This is a genomic window from Comamonas jiangduensis (genome assembly GCF_030162955.1).
Lineage (GTDB): Bacteria > Pseudomonadota > Gammaproteobacteria > Burkholderiales > Burkholderiaceae_C > Comamonas > Comamonas jiangduensis.
Genome location: NZ_JARXOV010000022.1, coordinates 35,799 through 56,337 on the forward strand (window position 1 = coordinate 35,799; position 20,539 = coordinate 56,337).

Annotated in this window: 12 protein-coding genes; 8 read left to right on the forward strand and 4 right to left on the reverse strand. The window is 59.8% G+C overall.

Translation table 11 applies throughout. The features are described 5' to 3' along the window. Nucleotides 1-11 precede the first annotated feature (11 nt). From smc to QEP12_RS15360, 4 genes are read left to right on the forward strand one after another with little or no spacing between them, the layout of a single operon-like run. Nucleotides 12-3,536 carry a chromosome segregation protein SMC gene (smc, locus tag QEP12_RS15345; RefSeq protein ID WP_284214790.1) on the forward strand — a complete coding sequence of 1,175 codons (3,525 nt, stop codon included), beginning with the start codon at nt 12-14 and terminating at the stop codon, nt 3,534-3,536. A 26-nt stretch (nt 3,537-3,562) separates the two neighbouring features. Continuing rightward, entirely contained in the window at nt 3,563-4,747 is a 1,185-nt protein-coding gene (locus tag QEP12_RS15350) for a cell division protein FtsZ (RefSeq protein WP_284214791.1), read from the forward strand. Between the two features lie 17 nt (nt 4,748-4,764). Beyond that, entirely contained in the window at nt 4,765-6,876 is a 2,112-nt protein-coding gene (ligA, locus tag QEP12_RS15355) for an NAD-dependent DNA ligase LigA (RefSeq protein WP_284214792.1), read from the forward strand. Between the two features lies 1 nt (nt 6,877). Then, complete coding sequence (locus tag QEP12_RS15360) at nt 6,878-7,846, forward strand: patatin-like phospholipase family protein (RefSeq protein WP_284214793.1); 969 nt, start codon at nt 6,878-6,880, stop codon at nt 7,844-7,846. Nucleotides 7,847-7,925: 79 nt separating this feature from the next. Here QEP12_RS15360 and QEP12_RS15365 read toward each other — a convergent pair whose 3' ends face one another. Continuing rightward, nucleotides 7,926-8,210 (reverse strand): hypothetical protein, encoded by a 285-nt coding sequence (locus QEP12_RS15365; RefSeq protein ID WP_284214794.1) that lies wholly within the window; start codon nt 8,208-8,210, stop codon nt 7,926-7,928. Nucleotides 8,211-8,349: 139 nt separating this feature from the next. Here QEP12_RS15365 and QEP12_RS15370 point away from each other — a divergent pair, with 139 nt between their 5' ends. Further along, nucleotides 8,350-10,851: a YgiQ family radical SAM protein gene (locus QEP12_RS15370; RefSeq protein WP_284214795.1), complete on the forward strand. Its 2,502-nt coding sequence runs from the start codon at nt 8,350-8,352 to the stop codon at nt 10,849-10,851. A gap of 105 nt (nt 10,852-10,956) precedes the next feature. Here QEP12_RS15370 and QEP12_RS15375 read toward each other — a convergent pair whose 3' ends face one another. The 3 genes from QEP12_RS15375 to QEP12_RS15385 all read right to left on the reverse strand — a co-directional run bounded on the left by QEP12_RS15375 (nt 10,957) and on the right by QEP12_RS15385 (nt 16,237). After that, nucleotides 10,957-13,401, reverse strand: coding sequence for a putative bifunctional diguanylate cyclase/phosphodiesterase (locus QEP12_RS15375; RefSeq protein ID WP_284214796.1), 2,445 nt, complete (start codon nt 13,399-13,401; stop codon nt 10,957-10,959). Nucleotides 13,402-13,884: 483 nt separating this feature from the next. Further along, nucleotides 13,885-14,829: a CoA transferase gene (locus QEP12_RS15380; RefSeq protein WP_284214797.1), complete on the reverse strand. Its 945-nt coding sequence runs from the start codon at nt 14,827-14,829 to the stop codon at nt 13,885-13,887. A 211-nt stretch (nt 14,830-15,040) separates the two neighbouring features. Next, the gene (locus tag QEP12_RS15385) at nt 15,041-16,237 is read right to left on the reverse strand and encodes an amino acid aminotransferase (RefSeq protein ID WP_284214798.1); all 1,197 of its coding nucleotides are present in this window, start codon (nt 16,235-16,237) and stop codon (nt 15,041-15,043) included. A gap of 118 nt (nt 16,238-16,355) precedes the next feature. On the opposite strand from QEP12_RS15385, the gene uvrB reads away from it, so the two are divergent. The 3 genes from uvrB (at nt 16,356) to QEP12_RS15400 (ending at nt 20,511) form a co-directional block, all read left to right on the forward strand. Continuing rightward, complete coding sequence (gene uvrB, locus QEP12_RS15390) at nt 16,356-18,416, forward strand: excinuclease ABC subunit UvrB (protein ID WP_284214799.1); 2,061 nt, start codon at nt 16,356-16,358, stop codon at nt 18,414-18,416. Nucleotides 18,417-18,660: 244 nt separating this feature from the next. Next, complete coding sequence (iscR, locus tag QEP12_RS15395) at nt 18,661-19,197, forward strand: Fe-S cluster assembly transcriptional regulator IscR (RefSeq protein ID WP_042412774.1); 537 nt, start codon at nt 18,661-18,663, stop codon at nt 19,195-19,197. A gap of 93 nt (nt 19,198-19,290) precedes the next feature. Next, entirely contained in the window at nt 19,291-20,511 is a 1,221-nt protein-coding gene (locus QEP12_RS15400) for an IscS subfamily cysteine desulfurase (protein ID WP_284214800.1), read from the forward strand. The last annotated feature ends 28 nt before the right edge of the window (nt 20,512-20,539 follow it).

Below are 20,539 nucleotides of genomic sequence, written 5' to 3' on the forward strand. Positions count from 1 at the left end.
ACACATCCTCCGTGCGCCTTAATTCGATCAAGCTCTCCGGCTTCAAGTCCTTTGCCGAGCCCACCAACTTCCTGCTGCCCGGTCAGCTGGTTGGTGTGGTGGGGCCCAATGGCTGCGGCAAATCCAACATCATGGATGCCGTGCGCTGGGTGCTCGGTGAGAGCAAAGCCAGCGAATTGCGTGGCGAGAGCATGCAGGACGTGATCTTCAACGGCACGACGCACCGCAAGCCGGCCAGTCGCTCCAGCGTGGAGCTGGTGTTCGACAACAGCGACCACCGTGCGGGCGGCCAATGGGGCCAGTTCACGGAAATCGCCGTCAAGCGCGTGCTCACGCGCGACGGTAACAGCAGTTACTTCATCAACAACCAGCCGGTGCGCCGCCGCGATGTGCAGGACGTGTTCTTGGGCACCGGCCTGGGCCCGCGCGCCTACGCCATCATTGGCCAGGGCACCATCAGCCGCATCATCGAGTCGCGCCCGGAAGAGCTGCGCCTGTTCCTGGAAGAGGCGGCGGGTGTTTCCAAGTACAAAGAGCGCCGCCGCGAGACCGAAAACCGCCTGGGTGACACGCGCGAGAACCTGACGCGCGTAGAAGATATCTTGCGCGAGCTGAACGCCAACCTCGACAAGCTGGAAAAGCAGGCTGTGGTGGCGGCCCAGTACAACACGCTGCAGTCCAGCGTGACCCTGAAGCAGCACCAGCTGTGGTTCCTGAAAAAGCAGGACGCCGAGGGCGATCTGGCCAAGATCCGCCAGGAAGGTCTGCAGGCCGTCAACGAGCTGGAAAGCCGCATGGCGGAAATCCGCCACATCGAGGCCGACCTGGAAGCCGTGCGCCAGGCGCACTACGAGGCCGGCGACCAGGTCAACCAGGCCCAGGGGCGGCTGTACGAAGCCACGGCTGAGGTGGGCAAGCTGGAGGCCGAGATCCGCTACGTGGTCGAGGGCCGCCAGCGCGTTGAGCAGCGCATGCAGCAACTGGCCGAGCAGATCGCCCAGTGGGCGCAGCGCAAGGACGACGCCGCAGCCGAGCTCGAGCACCTGGCCGCCAGCGGCATGGATGCGGAAGAACAGACCGAAATGCTGGCCGCGCAGCTGGAAGAGCAGAGCCAGCGCCTGCCGGACCTCGAAGACGCGCTGCGAGCCACCCAGCACAAGGCCAATACCCAGCGCCAGCAGGTGGTGCAGGTGCAGCAGCAGATCCAGGTGCTAGCTGCCGAGCAGCGCAGCCTGAACGAGCAAACCCGCCAGCACGAAAGCCGCCTGGAGCGATTGCGTAACGACCGCAACGCCCTGGCGACACCGGACGAAGCACGCTTGCAGCAAGTCACTGTCCAGTACGCTGATGCTGCCGAGTTGGCCGAGATGGCAGAAGCTGCATTGGTAGAGCTGCAAGACAGCGTGCCGCAACTGGACGATGAGCGCCGTCAGCGCCAGCAAGCGCTGAATGCTGAAACCTCCAGGCAGGCCGAGCTGGCCGCACGCATGGAGGCGCTCAAGGCCTTGCAAGAAAAAGTCAAAACAGACGGCAAGCTCCAGCCTTGGTTGGCCCAGCATGGCTTGGAAAGCCTGCAAGGGCTGTGGACCAAAATCCATGTGGAAAATGGCTGGGAAAATGCTTTAGAAGCGGCCCTGCGCGAGCGCATGGGTGCGCTGGAGATCAGCCGCCTGGACATGGTGCGGGGATTTTTGGGTGCAGGCGCCAAAGAGGCACCTCCTGCACGGCTGGCTTTTTATTCCAAACCAGACGCTGCCATCGGTCTGAATGGCAATGGTATGCCGCTGTTGGCGGATTTGCTGCGTGTGCAGGACGTGGGTTTGAAAGCGCTGTTGACCGAATGGCTGGCCGGCTGCTACACCGCACCCAGCTTGGGTGAGGCCTTGAGCCAGCGCAACCGGCTGAAAGCGGGCGACACCATGTATGTGCCGACGGGCCATGCGGTCACCGCGCACAGCGTGAGCTTTTACGCCCAAGACAGTGAGCAATCGGGGTTGTTGGCGCGTGCCCAAGAAATTGAGCACTTGGAAAAAGAGCTGCGCGCTCAAGCCTTGATCAGCGAAGAAACACGCACTGCCTTGGTGAAAGCCGAAGCAGCCTATGCCGACGCCTCGCAACGCCTAGTCAGCGCACGCCGTGAGGCCAGTGAGGCCAAGCAGAGCGCGCACGAGCTGCAAGTCGACATGCTGCGCTTGACGCAGCAGGCCGAACAGGCGCGGGCCCGCACGGCACAGATCGAGGCCGATGTGGCCGAGGTACAAACCGCGCTGGACGATCTGCAAGAGCGCGCCGTGGCCGCCGAGGCACGCTTTGAAGAGCTCGACATGCAGTTGGCCGACAGCCAGGAGTTGCACGCCCAACTGGACGAAAAAGTGATTGAGGCTGAGCGCAAACTGGCGGAGAGCCGTGAGCAATTGCGCACGCTGGAGCGTCGCGCGCAAGAAGCCACGTTCAGCCAACGCAGCATGCAGGCGCGCCAAGGTGAGTTGCAGCGCACCCTGGAGACGGCCGAGCAGCAAACCAAGGCGCTGCTGGAAGAGTGCGAACGCGCTGTGGCCGAGCAAGGGCGCTTGAACGATGCCGCCGCCCAGGGCGGGCTACAGGATGCCCTGGCGCTGAAGATGGAGCGCGAGCAGGCCGTAGCCACTGCCCGCAGCGCCTATGAAGACTTGACCAACAAGCTGCGCGCCAGCGATGACCGCCGCGTGCAGATCGAGCGTGCGCTGGATCCCATGCGCGCGCGTATCACCGAGTTTCAGCTCAAGGAGCAGGCCGCATCGCTGGGCAGTGCCCAGTATGAGCAGCAACTGGCCGAAGCCGGGGCCGATTTTGCCGCGGTGGCGCAGTCCATCCTGGAAGGCAATGTGAAGCTGCACGGGCTGCAGTCGGAAATTGACCGCCTGCACCGCGAGATCGCCGCGCTGGGTGCTGTGAATTTGGCCGCACTGGAAGAGTTGCAGCTGGCCAAAGAGCGTAAAACCTTCCTGGATGCCCAGATGGCCGATCTGACCGAGGCCATGTCCACGCTGGAAAACGCGATCAAAAAGATCGACAACGAAACGCGTGAGCTGCTCTCGGGTACCTTTAACACCGTGAACGAACACTTTGGGCGTATGTTCCCCGAGCTGTTTGGCGGCGGGCAGGCCAAGCTCATCATCACGGGTGACGAAATCCTGGATTCAGGGGTACAAGTGATGGCGCAGCCCCCAGGAAAGAAGAACCAGACGATTCATTTGCTGTCGGGCGGTGAAAAAGCCCTGACTGCGATTGCGCTGGTGTTTGCCATTTTCCAATTGAATCCTGCTCCGTTCTGCTTGCTGGACGAGGTGGATGCGCCACTGGATGATGCCAACACCGAGCGTTATGCCAAATTGGTGGCCAGCATGAGCAAGGGAACCCAGTTCCTGTTCATCAGTCACAACAAAATCGCCATGGAAATGGCGCAACAATTGATCGGTGTGACGATGCAAGAGCAAGGCGTCTCGCGCATCGTGGCCGTGGATATGGAATCTGCCCTGTCCATGGCACACGCCTGAGCACGGAAACGGGACAGAGTAATTCCATGAGTACCCTTCAAATCAGTCTGGCCGTCGTAGGGGTGATCCTGCTGGGCCTGATCGTGGCCTACAACACGTGGACCCACCGCCGCAATGCACCCAAGCGCGCCGACGCAGAGACCCGGTTGAGCGACAACCACTCGCGTTTTGATCCGGCTTTGGATGGGGTGGATGTCACCAATTTGCCTGAGCATGCCCGCACCCCCCTGGTGGACCCTTTGCTGGATGCCACGCCTGCGCAAGAAGGCGTTGCCGAGGGGATGGGCCTGGACCCTGCGCTGGAGGCATCGCCTGCCGACACGGCCACCGCTGCTGAGGGGGCTGCCGCGGAGCCTGCGGGCCGTGCTGCACAGCAGCATGCGGAGCGCAAGCTCGCGTTAGATGGCTTGATCGATGCGATTGCCACGGTGCGCATTGAAGGCGTGGTCACGGGTGATGCCGCGCTGATGGTGCAACCCACCACGCGCCGAGCAGGCAGTAAGCAGTTTCGTATTGAAGGGCTCAACGCCGCTTCGGGCGAATGGGAAACCGTGCGCTCCGGCCAGCGTTACACCTGCTTTCAGGCGGGGGTGCAATTGGCCAACCGCTTGGGCGCGCTCAACGAGATTGAATTTTCGGAATTTGTGGCCAAGGTACAAAGCTTTGGCGATGCGCTCAATGCAGCGGTCGATTTGCCAGACATGCTGCACGAAGTCAGCCGTGCGCGCGAGTTGGACCAGTTTGCCGGAGAGCACGACGCACAGCTGAGCTTTATGTTGCGCCCCCGCCGTGCGGCGTGGAGCCCCGGCTATATCGAGCAACATGCCGCAGCGGCGGGCTTTGTGTCTGCAGCCATGCCGGGGCGTATGCAACTGCCGTCCGAGACCGTAGGCCATGCACCCTTGCTGACACTGGCGTATGACGCGCAAGCCGCTCAGGCGGACAACCTGGACCAGACCGCGGTGCACGAAGTGTGGCTGAGCCTGGATGTCCCCCAGGTGCCGCGCAGCGAAGATCCCTTTAAGCGCTTGCGTGATGTGGTGCAAGTGCTGTGCGAGGGCATGGACGGCATGCTGTGCGACCAGAACGGCTACCAGTTGCTGCCGCAGGTGCTGGACCCTATCGGGGCCGACCTGCAAAAACTGTATGACAAGCTCGACAGCCGCGAACTGTCTGCAGGCTCTATGCTGGCGCGCCGCTTGTTCAACTGAGGCTTGGTTGAGCACGCATGAGCGAGAATTTAGACCTTTTTGGCGATGCAGCGCCCACCCAGCCTGCGCTAGCAGCTCCTAAAGCTGTAGTGGATAAGGTGCAGGCGCTGCGCAGCCAGTTGCAGCAATGGGCCCATGAATACTATGTGCTCGATGCGCCCACCGTGCCTGATGGTGCGTACGACAAGGCCTTTGAGCAGTTGCAGGCGCTGGAAGGGGCTTACCCCGCGCTCGTCACGCCGGATTCACCCACGCAGCGCGTGATTGGTGCGGTGCTGCAAGGGCTGACGCCGGTGCGGCATGTGGTGCCCATGCTGTCGATTCGCACCGAAACCGACAACGAAGCCACAGGCGCAGAAGCGTTTGACGCCCGTATTCGCCGTGAGCTGGAGCTCGACGACAGCGCCTCTGCGGTCGAATATGTGGCCGAGCCCAAGTTTGACGGCCTGGCCATGAGCTTGCGCTACGAAAATGGCCGTCTGGTGCATGCGGTCACACGCGGGGATGGCGAAGTGGGGGAGGACGTGACCCACAACATCCGTACCATTCGGCAAATTCCCCTGGTGTTGCCGCTGGGAGACGGCGGTGTACCCCCCGTGCTGGAAGTACGCGGTGAGGTGTATATGCGCCGCGCCGACTTCCAGGCGCTGAATGCGCGCCAAGAAGCCGCAGGCGGCAAGCAGTTTGCCAACCCGCGCAATGCGGCGGCAGGCTCGGTGCGCCAGCTGGACTCGCACATTGCCATGCAGCGGCCGCTGTCCTTTTTTGCCTATGGCATGGGCGATGTCACCCCCGCAGAGCAAGGTGGCCCCGCCTTTGCCACGCATTACGCCATGCTGCAGCAGCTCAAAGCTTGGGGTTTTCCGGTTGCAGCGCAGGTGCGTATTGCGCATGGTGCTTCTGAATTGGTAGCATTTCACGCCGAGTTGGGTGCGCAGCGAGCCGCCTTGCCCTATGAGATCGATGGCGTGGTCTACAAAGTCAACAGCTTGGCCTTGCAGCGCCAGCTGGGTTTTGTGACGCGCGAGCCGCGCTGGGCGGTGGCCCACAAATATCCTGCCGAAGAAATGGCGACGGTCATGGAAGGCATTGATGTGCAGGTCGGGCGCACGGGCAAGCTCACACCGGTGGCGCGCCTGGCGCCGGTGAGTGTGGGAGGGGTCACGGTGACCAACGCCACGCTGCACAACCTGTTTGAAATCCGCAAAAAACGTGTGCGGGTGGGCGACACCGTCATCGTGCGCCGTGCGGGGGATGTGATTCCGGAAGTGGTGGGCAAGGTGCCGGGCGAGCGGTCTGCGTATGTCCCCAACTTCCAAATGCCCAAGGCCTGCCCGATTTGCGGCTCTGACGTGGTGCGCGAGCCCGGTGAGGCCAACCACCGTTGCACAGGTGGGCTGTTTTGCCCGGCGCAGCGCAAAGAGGCCATGCTGCACTTTGCCGCACGCCGTGCCATGGATATCGAGGGTTTGGGCGGCAAGCTGGTCGACCAGTTGGTGGATGGCAATGTGGTGCGCACCTTGCCGGATTTGTACCGCCTGGGTTTGACGGCGTTGTCCTCGCTGGATCGCATGGCCGAAAAATCGGCCCAAAACGTGCTGGCGGCACTGGAAAAATCCAAATCCACGACGCTCAACCGGTTCTTGTTTGGCCTTGGCATCCGCCATGTGGGTGAGGCCACGGCCAAAGACTTGGCGCGCCACTTTGGCTTGCTGGACGCCATCATGGACGCCAGTGTGGAGCAGCTGTTGGAAGTGCGTGATGTGGGGCCCGTGGTGGCCGAGAGCATTCACACCTTTTTTGCCCAGCCGCACAACCGCGAAGTGGTGGAGCAGTTGCGTGCCTGCGGGGTGCACTGGGACGAGGGCGCGCCAGCGGCAAAAGCGCCGCAAATCCTGGCGGGCAAAACCGTGGTGCTGACCGGCACCTTGCCCACCATGGGGCGTGATGAGGCCAAGGAGCTGCTGGAGGCTGCGGGCGCCAAGGTGAGCGGCTCGGTCAGCAAGAAAACCAGCTACGTGGTGGCGGGGGCGGAGGCGGGCAGCAAGCTCGTAAAAGCCCAGGAGCTGGGCGTGCCGGTGCTGGATGAGGCCGGTATGCTGGCATTGTTACAAGGCAAGGACGTTTGATATGGCACTGGCCCCGCGCACTCCGAAGATTGGTCTGGCGCTGGGCAGTGGCTCCGCGCGAGGATGGGCACATATGGGGGTGCTCAAGGCCCTGGACGATGCGGGCATCAAACCCGATGTCGTGTGTGGTTCCTCCATCGGCGCGCTGGTGGGCGCGGCTTACGCGGCGGGCGAGCTGGACCGCTTTGCCGAGTGGACGCAGACCTTGAATATGCGCAGCGTGTTCGGTTTCATGGACTTCAAGCTGTCGGGCGGCATGCTCAAGGGTGAGAAGCTCATTGATTTTTGGCGCCGCAATTTCGTCGATTTTGATATCGAGTCCTCGGCAATCCCCTTTGCGGCGGTGGCCACCGATTTGCATTCGGGCGCAGAGGTCTGGCTGCGCGAAGGTTCCATGGCAGATGCCGTGCGCGCCTCCATCGCCTTGCCAGGCCTGTTTACCCCGGTGCAGCGTGGCGGGCGTTTGCTGGTGGATGGTGGCTTGGTCAATCCGGTGCCTGCATCGCTGGCGCGCGCCATGGGTGCAGACATTGTGATTGCCGTTGATTTGAATGCCGATTTGATTCAGCGCCATATGCGCCCGCTGGGCGTGGTGGCACCCGTGAGCGATGCGGCGGGGGCGCTGGATGCCGCCGAGGCACAAGGCGAAGTGGTGGCCGCGCAAAACGCTGTGTGGCTGGAGCGCTTGCGCGGCTGGATGCCCGGCCCGCGTTCCCCTGATGTGCTGTCCAGCGCGCAGATGCCCTCGCTGCTGGATGTGGTGATGACCAGCGTCAACATCATGCAGATGCGCATCACGCGCAGCCGCATGGCGGGCGACCCGCCCGAGCTGGTGATTGCGCCGCGCCTGGCGCATTTGGGCTTGCTGGATTTCCACCGCGCCAAAGAAGCGATGGAAGAAGGCTATGCCGCGACGCAGGCGGCGCTGCCCGGGCTGCAGCACTTTGGCTGGAAAGCTGTCCAATCTTAAAACAATAGCTGCTGGCGATTGCTGGGTAAGCGTTAGAGGTGGTTTTTATGCTTTTCTGGCATGCGCGCGCTGCGGCGCTTCAACGTCGGCGTGCTGCGCCCGCGCGGCCGGCTTTGCTCCATTCGTAGATTTCGCCGTCCGGGGTGCGGCCGTTTTCTACGGCGGACACACCCATGCTACCGACCATGGCGCGCAATTCGGACGAGATGCACACATGCATATTGCGAGGGTTGGTGCGCAGGGTCTGGCAGTCGGCCAGGGCCTGGCCCATTTCTTGGTCGCTATAGGCTTGGCTGTGGGGCTGCCACACGGGGGCTTGGCCTTCGGGTTGGGCGTTGTGCAGGTGAAAGACGATGATGCTCATGGCAGTGGGCAGGGTAGACGGAGTGAAAATCGGTTGTAGCGCAAGTCCAGCCTGCGTGCAGCGCTATAAACCTACTCCCCCCAATGTTAGAGGTGGAAACGTACACTGTCGGGTTGAATTTTCCCGCACGAATCCCCCGATGAACGCACCGATTGATGTTTCCTTTTTTCAGCGCGATGCCAAGCCGCTGACCAGCTATCGCCCGTACTGGGCGAAGCGTTTCGGCACGGCGCCATTTTTGCCCATGAGCCGGGCCGAGATGGACCAGCTGGGCTGGGACAGCTGCGACATCATCTTGGTGACGGGCGATGCCTACGTTGACCACCCCAGCTTTGGTATGGCCGTGATTGGCCGCGTGCTGGAGTCTCAGGGCTTTCGCGTGGGCATTATTGCCCAGCCCGACTGGCACAGCGCAGAGGCCTTCAAGGCGCTGGGCAAGCCCAACCTGTTCTGGGGCGTGACTGCGGGCAATATGGATTCGATGATCAACCGTTACACGGCAGATCGCAAAATTCGCTCGGACGACGCCTACACCCCCGGCGACGTCGGTGGCAAGCGCCCGGATCGTGCCGCCATCGTCTACTGCCAGCGTTGCCGCGAAGCCTTCAACGATGTGCCGATTGTGCTGGGCGGCATTGAGGGTTCGCTGCGCCGCATTGCGCATTACGACTACTGGAGCGACAAGGTGCGCCGCTCCATCGTGGTGGACAGCAAGTGCGACATCCTGCTCTACGGCAACGCCGAGCGGGCACTGGTGGAAGTGGCGCACCGCATTGCCCGCCGTGAGCCGGTAGAGCAAATCACCGATGTGCGCGGCACCGCCTTTGTGCGCCGCGCCTCCGAAAACGGCTGGTTTGAGGTGGACTCCACCGAGGTAGATGAACCTGGTGTGGTGGAAGCCCACATCAACCCTTACATGACCACCAGCGAGCAGGCTGCGGCCCAAGGCCAAAGCTGCTCCAAGGAGGATGGATCAAATTCTGTAGCTGTCAGCGCAGGTGCAGCGTGCGCTACAGGCCAAAATGGCACTGAATCGACAGTGCCGGCCATGCCTGCTGTGCAACCGATTCAGTTTGTGCCCAATTTGTCGCTGCGCAGCAAAAGCAAGCTGCCCCCCCGTGACAAGACAGTGCTGCGCCTGCCCAGCTATGAGCAGGTCAAGAGTGACCCGATTCTGTACGCCCACGCCAACCGTGTGCTGCACCTGGAAACCAATCCCGGCAATGCCCGCGCCATGGTGCAAGCCCACGGTGAAGGCGCGACCGCGCGCGATGTGTGGCTGAACCCGCCCCCAATCCCACTGACCACGGCCGAGATGGACTGGGTGTTTGGCTTGCCGTATGCGCGCGGCCCGCACCCCAGCTATGCCGACGAGCACGGTAGCCACGAAGGTGCGACCAAGATCCCGGCGTGGGAGATGATCCGCACCTCGGTCAACATCATGCGCGGCTGCTTTGGTGGCTGCACTTTCTGCTCAATCACGGAGCACGAGGGCCGCATCATCCAAAGCCGCTCGGAGGATTCGATCATTCAGGAGATTGAAGACATTCGCGACAAGGTCAAAGGCTTTACCGGCACGATTTCTGACCTGGGCGGCCCTACGGCCAATATGTACCGACTGGGCTGCTCCAGCCCCGAGATTGAAAAGCACTGCCGCAAGCCCAGCTGTGTGTTCCCGGGTATCTGTCCGAACCTGCATACCGACCACGGCCCGTTGATCAAAATCTACCGCCGTGCACGCAAGCTGCCCGGCATCAAGAAGATTTTGATCGGCTCAGGCCTGCGCTACGACTTGGCCGTGAAGTCGCCGGAATATGTCAAGGAACTTGTGCAGCACCACGTGGGTGGCTACCTGAAGATTGCACCGGAGCACACCGAGGCGGGCCCGCTGAACAAGATGATGAAGCCGGGCATTGGCAGCTATGACAAGTTCAAGCAGTTGTTTGAGAAGTTCAGCGAAGAGGCTGGCAAAAAGCAATTCTTGATTCCCTACTTTATTGCGGCCCACCCCGGAACCAGCGATGAAGACATGATGAACTTGGCCATCTGGCTCAAGAAAAACGGCTTCCGTGCAGACCAGGTCCAGACCTTCTACCCCAGCCCCATGGCCACGGCCACGGCCATGTACCACAGTGGCCGCAACACCTTGACCAAGGTGCGCCGCGAGATGCGTGACGAGGAGGAAGAGCGCGTGGACATCGTGCGCGGTGAAAAGCGCCGTCGTCTGCACAAGGCATTCTTGCGCTACCACGACCCCAACAACTGGCCGCTGCTGCGTGACGCGCTCAAAACCATGGGCCGTGCAGACCTGATTGGCAACGGCAAGCACCATTTGATTCCCACCTTCCAGCCCTTGGTGGACGGCAGCTACCAAAGTGCGCGCAAGAAAAACAGCACGACATCGGCGTCGGTGAAGACTGGAATGGGCTACACCACCAACAAGGATGGCAAGGCGGTGGCTTTGCGCCCTCGCCAGGTGGATGAGCATGCAGCCAAGGAGCCCAAGGGGGATGTGCGCTTCCGCACCCAGGACAATCAAGCGCGCCCCGGCAAGCTGATGACGCAGCACACCGGCCTGCCCCCGCGTGCAGGCGTCAAGTCGCGCACTGCGGCGCCAGGGGCTAAAAAGCCCAAGCGTTGAAGCACAAGCTGCGCTTTTGAAAACACAAGGCCGACGCATCAACGTCGGCCTTTTTTGTGGGCGGGCTATTCTGGAGTTAATGCACTATGCACTGCCGCGGTAGCGTCAGTGCCGTGGCACAGGCTTTCTTTCTGTACCTGCAGGCACGATCTGGGGCGGTGGCAGTGCTGCGCGCACAAAGAACTCCGCGTTCAGTGGCACGGGTGGGGCAATGTAAAAGCCCTGCGCGTAGTCCACGCCCATGGCTTTGAGGGCTTCAAAGGTTGCGGCATCGCCCACAAACTCGGCCACTGTGTGCTTGCCCAGCACCCGGCCAATGTGGTGAATGGCTTCTACCATGGCATGGTTGCTGGGGTTCTTGAGCATGTCTTGCACAAAGCTGCCATCAATCTTGAGGTAATCCACCGGCAGTTGCTGCAGGTACTTGAAGCTGGCCATGCCAGAGCCAAAGTCATCCAGTGAGAAGCGGCAGCCCAGTTTGCGCAACTCGGTAATCATGAAGGTGGCGCTTTCCAGGCTGGCAATCGCGCTGGTTTCGGTAATTTCAAAGCAGAGCTTTTCTGCAGAAACGCCATGCTCCCAAATGTTGTGGCGGATGAAGTCCAGCAGCTCGCTATCGCCCAAGCTGGCCCCTGAGAGATTGATGGAGCAGGTGCTGATATTGGCGCCTTCTGAAAGGTGCGTGCGCAGCAGTTTCAAGGTATTGCGCACCACCCAGCGGTCAATATGGGGCATGAGGTCGTAGCGCTCCGCAATCGGGATGAAGACGGAGGGTGCAATCAATGGCCCTTGCCCGTCTTGCAGGCGCAGCAGCACCTCAAAGTGAACGCCGCCCATGCCTTTGGGCTGTGGCTTGAGCGGGTAGACCGTTTGTGCCATGAGTGAGAACTGATTGTTCTCTAAACTCGATCGCAGGCGCTGCACCCATTCCATATCCCCTTGGTAGCGCTGAAAAATGCGGTTGAACGGGTTGTACACAGAAATGCGGTTGCGCCCACTTTCTTTGGCGTGTTTGCATGCGTTGTCCGCCATGCTCAGCAATGACTGGGGCGCACTGCTGTGGTGGGGCTCAATGTGCACCACACCAATGCTGACACCAGTGTGCAGATTTTTTTGGTGCCAATGCACATTCAACTCATGCACGCTTTTGCGCAAACGCTCGGCCGTTTGCATGGCCGCATGGGGAGGGCAGTTGGTGAGCAAGATGGCAAATTCATCGCCGCCAATACGCGCTAGCGCATCGCTTTCACGCAGAGCAGAGCGCAGCAGATGGCAAACCTGCCGAAGTACTTCGTCCCCCACGGAGTGCCCGTAGGTGGCGTTGATCATCTTGAAGTGATCCAGGTTCAGTTGCAGCAAGCTGGCTTGTTGGCGGCCAATAATTTGCTCCAGGTATTGCTCAAAGGACGCGCGATTTTGCAGTCCTGTCAAAGCGTCGTGGCTGGCTTGCCAGGCCAGCATACGCATGTAGTTTTGCTCCTGTGACACGTCATGCAGCACGATGACGGTGCCCGAATGCTTGGATTCGCTTTCCAAGGCGGTGATGGACACGCGCACGGCCACGTTGTCTTTACCGGGCCGGGTGATCCAGTGGACGTGGTTGTCGCTATTGCTTTTCTTTGCCTGCGCCAAAGAGGGGTTGTGGGTCGCAATCAGCTCTGGCACAAAGCCTAGTACTTCTGCAATGTTGCGGCCCAGCAATTGCGCAGAGGGAAGGTCCAGCAGCTGTGAAGTTGAGGGGTTGGCATACAGAATGCGCTGCTGCACATCGAGCGTAATCACACCGTCGCCCAGGGCAGCCAAGGTGACGCTGCTGCGTTGGCGTTCTACTTCGAGCTCGCTGTAAGCCTTGGCGCTTTCGGCGATGGCCCTTTGCACCGAGAGCCAGTAAATCAGGCTCAGCACCATGGCTGTGAGTAAATTGATGATCAGCAACAACCGGCCAAGCTGCCGGGAGTTGCTGCCAAGCGATGCGCTGAATTGCTTGGACAGCGGCATCACGGTGTTGCCAAGGTCTGAAATTTGTTGGTGCCAGGCATCAATTTCAGCCGCAGTCACCGGTTTGTCTGTGCTGCGCCGCTCTTGAATTTGGTGGCCCAACGCTTGAATTGCTTGCACATGGCGATCGCCACGGCGCCAATACTCGATCGTGGGGGCCAGGGTTTGGAGATTCCATACCCAAGGCAGGATGCGCAGCAAGCTGTCTACATCTGAGGGGTGGTTCTCGCCTTGGAGCAGGCCTTCGCGGATTGCGCTGTTGTTGCGAGTCTGTGCGTCGAGCACTTGGCGGGCCTCGCCCATCCCGATGGGGATGGACAGAGACTTTTGGAAGTCTGTGTAGTCTTGCAGATTGCCAGTTTCTGCATAGCGCTGCAGGTGCATGACCGCCGAAGAGAAGCCCTTGCTCCACAAACTTTCACCACTGACCACCACGCGCACCGAAGACATCAGGGCGATGCTGCTGCTGGCAACCAGTAATTGCACTGCGACCGCAGAGATAAAAATCCAGCGTCGCCAGGTGTAGGTTTTGCTGATGGTGGAGTGGGGCATGCAAGTGTCTCCTGTTCTCAATCGGTGGCTTGCATGTGGTGGGCGAATGTCGCCTTGCGAAAGCAGTGTTGCCTCAGTTTTAAGAATAGGGCTGCCACGGCGTCAACAGGTGCGGGCGGTTGGCAGTAGAAGCTGGAAACAATGCATGCGTGCACATGGCGTAGGTGTTGTTCGATGAGGGTGGATGGGTGCCGTGGTGCAGCGACTGCGCCGCACCTTGTGGGGCCGTTCACTACCCATTACGTATGTTGTAACGCAACATGGAGTGGTTTTTTGTAGCCGCGCAGCCGTTTTGTATGTCGGATGCTATGGCTGTTGCGCAGGGTAAACCACAGTCCCCAGCGCAGTGGCAATTCCGTGACCACCGTGCCGTTTCGTTGCGAGGCATCGACAGCAACCTATTAAGCGCGACAGCTGGGCAAGTCTGCCTATCTAAATAAGTGTGCTGCGTGGGGTGAATACTGCGCCGAGATGGGGTAGTAATTACTCAGGTTGATCAGCAATCAGGTGTAGAGGGATGTCGCTTTGTGCTGCCATTGCCGCGATGTGGCTGCGGCGGTGGCGCTGCATGAAAGTCTCAATGGCTGCATGCACGGCGGGCGTGCGCATCTGCTGGACGCTGCCGTTGCAGTCCGTCAGTCCGACGGCTTGGCAGATGCGCAGGGCAAAGTGGGGCTCCAGCGCAGCCAGCGCGACCCAGCCATCTTGGCAGCGGTACATGCGATAGCCAGCATGGGCACCACCTACATCGCCCTGTGCCGTGGTCATTTGCCACTGCCGCGGCAGCGCCAGCCACTGTGCCGCTTGGGCCAAGCCAATGTCCAGGCAGTGGCCTTTAGTGCTGCGGGCGCGTGCCATCAGCACCTGCAAGACGGCTTCGCTGGCCATGACGGCGCCCGTCATGTCTGCAAACAAGCTGGCGGGCAGTTGCCCGTGATCGGTCAAGCCCGCCTCGGCCTGGTAGGTCAGGTCGTGGCCTGCGTGGTCTGCCTCTGCAGGCTGGGTGCTGCCAAAGATGCGCACCATGCACAGCTGTGGGTGTTGGGTATGTAGGCTGTCCCATTCCAGCCTCAATTTGGCCAGTGCGCTGGGGCGAAACGAGGTGAGTAACACATCGGTTTGTGCCAGTTGCTGGTGCAGTAGCGCTTGCCCCGCCTCGGTTTTGAGGTTGGCTTGTAACAAGGTGATGCCGTCGTGCAGCTGCGCGTAGGCCGCGGGGCTGTAGGCATGCATGGGGTCTGCACTGTGGCTGGCTGTGGCCAGCGGCTCGAGCTTGCTGCACTGCGCGCCCATGCGGTGGCAGCGCAACAAGGCCGCCGGACCGGGTAGGTTCAGCGCCAAGCTCAGAATGCGAATGCCTTGTAGCGGCTGCAGCGTGGGTGCTGTATGGGTGGTGTTGGTGTGGACTGTGTGGCTGGAGGGGTGCATGCCAGCTTTGTAAAGCGAGCAGGCTGCAAAGTCTGCCGCCAAGGCGTCAATTACTTATTTGATAGCTGCTAGTGCTTGTTAATGAAGGGATTCAAGTATGTTTGTTATTGAAAGCATTGATTTGGTTGCGCTGGCAGCTATGTTTTTCATGATTGGCCATGAAAAAACCGCCCGAAGGCGGTTAGGTGCATAAGCGCGAGGCTTGTGCGGTTTACATCACTGCAGCGATGGCCTTGCACACGTGCTCGATGTTCTTGCTGTTCAGCGCGGCCACGCACATGCGGCCGGTGTCGGTGCCGTACACGCCGAACTCAGAGCGCAGGCGCACCATCTGTTCCTTGGACAGGCCTGAGTACGAGAACATGCCGATCTGGGTGGTGATGAAGGACATGTCCTGCTGCACGCCGGCGGCCTTCAGGCCGTCCACCAGCTTTTGGCGCATTTCCTTGATGCGCACGCGCATCTCGCCCAGCTCCTTTTCCCACAGAGCGCGCAGCTCGGGGTTGTTCAGCACGGCGGCTACGACCGCGCCACCGTGGGTGGGTGGGTTGGAGTAGTTGGTGCGAATGACGATCTTCAGTTGCGACAGCACGCGTGCGGCTTCTTCCTTGTCGCTGGCGACCACGGACAGGGCGCCCACGCGCTCGCCGTACAGGCTGAAGCTCTTGGAGAAGGAAGTCGACACAAAGATGTTCAGGCCGGCGGCCACGAACTTGCCGATCACGGCGCCGTCTTCGGCGATGCCGTGGCCAAAGCCTTGGTAGGCCATGTCCAGGAAGGCGACCAGGCCCTTGGCCTTGACCACTTCAATCACCTGATCCCACTGGGCGGCGGTGATGTCGTAACCGGTGGGGTTGTGGCAGCAGGCGTGCAGCACCACGATGGTGCCGGGCGCGGCGGCGTTCAGGTCGGCCAGCATGCCGGCGAAATCGACCGAGCGGGTGGCAGCGTCGTAGTAGGCATAGGTGCCGACTTCAAAGCCCGCGTTGGTGAAGATGGCCTTGTGGTTTTCCCAGCTGGGGTTGGAGATCAGTACCTTGGCGTTGGGGCTGATCTTCTTCAGGAAGTCAGCGCCGATCTTCAGGCCGCCCGTGCCACCGATGGCCTGCACGGTGGAGACACGGCCGGAGGTGACTACGTCGGAGTCAGCGCCGAACACCAGTGCCTTGACGCCATTGTCGTAAGCGGCAATACCGTCGATGGGCAGGTAACCACGGGGTGTGGGCTTGTCCATCATGGCCTTCTCAGCAGCTTGCACGCACTGGAGCAAAGGCAGCTTGCCGTTGTCATCGAAGTACACGCCCACGCCCAAGTTCACCTTGCTGGGGTTGGTGTCGGCTGCGAATTGTTCGTTCAGACCCAGGATCGGGTCGCGGGGGGCCATTTCGACGGCGGTAAACAGAGACATGGATTGTCCTTGAGGGTAGAAATAATGCAGCGAACCCTCAACTGACTCCTGCGGTAGGCTTGAGGGTTAGCTAGCCATTTTACTCCGGCAACAGCCTATGCGTTGAAGACATAAACTCATGCAAGACCAAAACATTGCTTCTGAGCCGCAAGGCACTTTTGTCACTTTTCCTGACTCGCCCTTTGAGCTGTTTCAGCCGTATCCGCCTGCAGGAGATCAGCCCACCGCCATTCAAAAGCTGGTGGAAGGCGTGCAAGACGGTGAAACTTTTCAAACGTTGCTGGGGGTGACCGGTTCGGGCAAGACCTTCACCATGGCCAATGTGATTGCGCGCCTGGGGCGGCCTGCCATCATTTTTGCGCCCAATAAAACCTTGGCTGCCCAGCTGTACAGCGAGTTTCGCGAGTTCTTTCCGCGAAACGCGGTGGAGTACTTCGTCAGTTACTACGACTATTACCAGCCGGAGGCCTATGTGCCCCAGCGCGATCTGTTTATTGAAAAAGACAGCGCCATCAATGAGCACATTGAGCAGATGCGCCTGTCATGCACCAAGAGCCTGATGGAGCGGCGTGACGTGGTGATTGTGGCCACGGTATCGGCCATTTACGGTATTGGTGAGCCTGAGAGTTACCACCAGATGGTGATGACGCTGCGCACGGGCGACCGCATGAATCAGCGCGATGTGATTGCGCAGCTCATTCGCATGCAGTACCAGCGCAACGACCAAGATTTTTCGCGCGGCACGTTTCGTGTGCGTGGTGACACGATTGATGTGTTCCCTGCGGAGCACTCGGAGCTGGCCCTGCGCATTGAGCTGTTTGATGATGAAGTCGATACGCTGCAGCTGTTTGATCCGCTCACTGGTCGTATTCGCCAAAGCATTCCACGCTTTACCGTTTACCCCAGCAGCCATTACGTGACGCCGCGTGACAAGGTGCTGGCGGCCGTGGAAACCATCAAAGAAGAGCTGCGCGAACGCAGCAAGCAACTGGTGGAGATGGGCAAGCTGGTGGAGGCGCAGCGCTTGGAGCAACGCACGCGCTTTGACATTGAGATGCTCAGCGAAGTCGGGCATTGCAAAGGCATTGAAAACTACACGCGCCACCTCTCGGGGGCAGCGCCGGGTGAGCCGCCGAGCACATTGACCGATTACATGCCCAAGGACTCGATCATGTTCTTGGATGAAAGCCACCAGATGATTGGTCAGCTCAACGCCATGTACAACGGCGACCGTGCGCGCAAGACGACGTTGGTGGAGTACGGCTTTCGGCTGCCTTCGGCCATGGACAACCGCCCGCTCAAGTTTGAAGAGTTTGAGCAGCGCATGCGCCAGGTGATTTTTGTCTCTGCCACGCCAGCGGATTATGAAAAGACGCATTCGGGGCAGGTGGTCGATCAGGTGGTGCGTCCGACGGGCTTGGTCGACCCCGAGATCGAGGTGCGCCCGGCCACCCACCAGGTGGACGATGTCTTGCAGGAAATTCGCCTGCGTGAGCAGTGTGGTGAACGGGTGCTGATTACCACGCTGACCAAGCGCATGGCCGAACAGTTGACCGACTATCTGACGGAAAACGGTGTGAAAGTGCGCTATTTGCACTCTGACATCGATACGGTGGAGCGCGTAGAGATCATTCGCGACCTGCGCCTCGGGGTGTTTGATGTGCTGGTCGGAATCAACTTGCTGCGTGAAGGCTTAGATATTCCGGAGGTGTCACTGGTTGCGATTCTGGATGCCGACAAAGAGGGCTTTTTGCGCGCCGAGCGCAGCCTGATTCAAACCATAGGCCGCGCAGCACGCAATCTGAATGGCAAGGCGATTTTGTATGCAGACCGTATTACGGATTCCATGCGCAAAGCGATGGATGAAACCGCGCGCCGTCGCGCCAAGCAAATTGCTTTTAATGAAGAAAATGGCATAACGCCCAAAGCACTTGTCAAGAGGGTGAAAGACCTGATTGATGGGGTCTACAGCGAAAAAAGCGTGCGCGCAGCAGATGAGCAAAGCCGTGCGCAAGTTCGCCATGGGGTGTTCGATGCTATGTCTGAAGCCGAACTCACCAGAGAGATCAAAAAAATGGAGAAGGAGATGCTGGAGCGGGCGAAGAACCTGGAGTTTGAAGCCGCTGCACGCTTGCGAGATCAGCTGGCTGTGTTGAAGCAAAAGCTGTTTGGGGTTTGATTTTGAAGCACTTTTTTGGCATTGATAGCTCTGGTTTATGACGGCGATTGCATGTATCCGACAAAATTGATGGGGTTTCTGGTATACTCCGGGTATTCACTCAACAACAACAAAAACTTCTTAATTTGAAGGGCTCGGCGCGCTGGATAAACGGCGAAGCTGGAGTAAGGGCGGAGGCGGTAGTCAATCCGGTTTGCCGCGATTGATGTTTCTGTAACTAATAGCCTGACTGAAGGAGCTCACGATGCGTCTCACTACCAAAGGCCGCTTTGCGGTCACTGCCATGATCGATTTGGCCCTGCGCCAAAACAATGGCCCTGTCACGCTGGCAGCGATCAGTCAGCGCCAGCAAATTTCACTGTCCTACTTGGAACAGTTGTTCGGCAAGTTGCGCCGCCATGAATTGGTGGAGTCGACACGCGGCCCCGGTGGCGGCTACACCTTGGCGCGCAAAGCGGCTGAGATCACGGTTGCAGACATTATTGTTTCGGTGGACGAACCCATTGATGCCACCCAATGTGGTGGCAAGGAAAACTGCATGGGCGAAGCAGGTCGTTGCATGACGCACGAGCTGTGGTCGGCCCTGAACCAGCGCATGGTGGAGTTTTTGGACTCTGTCACCTTGCAAAAGCTGGTGGACGAGCAGTTGGCCAAGGGTATCCAGATCGAAGACAAGCCTGTCGTGCGTCGTGCCATCTCGACCGCGCCTGTGGTCAAGCCTATCCGTGTGAATGCCCCTAACTCGGTGTTCGCATTGGGTAACGTATTTGCCAAGTCTTGATCGCGAGCGCAAGCCCGCCGGGCACGCTCGGCAGGCAGTAAAGAGTTTCCATTAGGCACTGAAGGTGCCAGACAGATTTCAATAGAGCCAGCCATGGACATGACCCCACATTTCCCCATCTATCTTGACTACGGTGCGACTACACCTTGTGATCCTCGCGTAGTGGATGCCATGATTCCATGGCTGCGTGAGCACTTTGGCAATGCAGCATCGCGCAGCCACGCTTGGGGTTGGGAAGCAGAGGAAGCGATTGAAAAGGCCCGCACGCAAGTGGCAGAGCTGATCAATGCCGATCCCCGTGAAATCGTCTGGACCAGTGGTGCGACCGAATCTGACAACCTGGCCATCAAAGGTGCAGCGCACTTTTACCAAGGCAAAGGCAAGCACCTGATCACTGTGAAGACCGAGCACAAGGCTGTGCTGGACACCATGCGTGAACTGGAGCGCCAGGGCTTTGAGGTGACATACCTCGACGTGCAGGAAAACGGGCTGCTGGATCTGGAAGTGTTCAAGGCTGCTATTCGCCCTGACACTATTTTGGCCAGCGTGATGGCGGTGAACAATGAAACCGGTGTAATTCAGGACTTGAACGCCATTGGTGCGCTCTGCCGTGAAAAGGGCATCATTTTCCACGTGGATGCAGCGCAGGCCACCGGCAAGATGCCTCTGGATATGCAGACCATGCCCATCGACTTGATGAGCTTGGCGTCGCACAAGACCTATGGCCCTAAAGGGATTGGCGCTTTGTACGTGCGCCGCAAGCCCCGTGTGCGCCTGGAAGCGCAAATGCACGGTGGCGGCCATGAGCGCGGTATGCGCTCAGGCACCTTGGCCACCCACCAGATCGTGGGCATGGGCGAGGCTTTCCGTATTGCCAAGGAAGAAATGCAGCAGGACTACGAGCACGCCAAGCGATTGCAGCAGCGTTTGCTGGATGGCCTGAAGGATATTGAGCAAGTGTTCGTCAACGGTGACCTGGAGCACCGCGTGCCCCACAACCTGAACATTAGCTTCAACTATGTGGAAGGTGAATCCTTGATCATGGGTATCAAGGGTTTGGCAGTGTCTTCGGGTTCGGCATGTACTTCTGCCAGCTTGGAGCCTAGCTATGTGCTGCGCGCCTTGGGCCGTAGCGACGAGTTGGCGCACAGCTCGTTGCGCATGACGATCGGTCGCTTCACCACGGAAGAGGAGATTGACTATGCCATTTCGACCATTCGCCAAAATGTGGCCAAGCTGCGTGAACTGAGCCCGCTGTGGGAAATGTACAAGGATGGTATTGATCTGAGCACCATCCAGTGGGCTGAGCACTAAGCACGCCAACCACGTCAACGCACTGATT

What these genes read in the sequence shown, in the direction of transcription:
- QEP12_RS15350 (WP_284214791.1), top strand. Translation starts at nt 3,563, where the DNA reads ATGAGTACCCTTCAAATCAGTCTGGCCGTCGTAGGGGTGATCCTGCTG.
- ligA (WP_284214792.1), top strand. Translation starts at nt 4,765, where the DNA reads ATGAGCGAGAATTTAGACCTTTTTGGCGATGCAGCGCCCACCCAGCCT.
- QEP12_RS15360 (WP_284214793.1), top strand. Translation starts at nt 6,878, where the DNA reads ATGGCACTGGCCCCGCGCACTCCGAAGATTGGTCTGGCGCTGGGCAGT.
- QEP12_RS15365 (WP_284214794.1), bottom strand. Translation starts at nt 8,210, where the DNA reads ATGAGCATCATCGTCTTTCACCTGCACAACGCCCAACCCGAAGGCCAA.
- QEP12_RS15370 (WP_284214795.1), top strand. Translation starts at nt 8,350, where the DNA reads ATGAACGCACCGATTGATGTTTCCTTTTTTCAGCGCGATGCCAAGCCG.
- QEP12_RS15375 (WP_284214796.1), bottom strand. Translation starts at nt 13,401, where the DNA reads ATGCCCCACTCCACCATCAGCAAAACCTACACCTGGCGACGCTGGATT.
- QEP12_RS15380 (WP_284214797.1), bottom strand. Translation starts at nt 14,829, where the DNA reads ATGCACCCCTCCAGCCACACAGTCCACACCAACACCACCCATACAGCA.
- QEP12_RS15385 (WP_284214798.1), bottom strand. Translation starts at nt 16,237, where the DNA reads ATGTCTCTGTTTACCGCCGTCGAAATGGCCCCCCGCGACCCGATCCTG.
- uvrB (WP_284214799.1), top strand. Translation starts at nt 16,356, where the DNA reads ATGCAAGACCAAAACATTGCTTCTGAGCCGCAAGGCACTTTTGTCACT.
- iscR (WP_042412774.1), top strand. Translation starts at nt 18,661, where the DNA reads ATGCGTCTCACTACCAAAGGCCGCTTTGCGGTCACTGCCATGATCGAT.
- QEP12_RS15400 (WP_284214800.1), top strand. Translation starts at nt 19,291, where the DNA reads ATGGACATGACCCCACATTTCCCCATCTATCTTGACTACGGTGCGACT.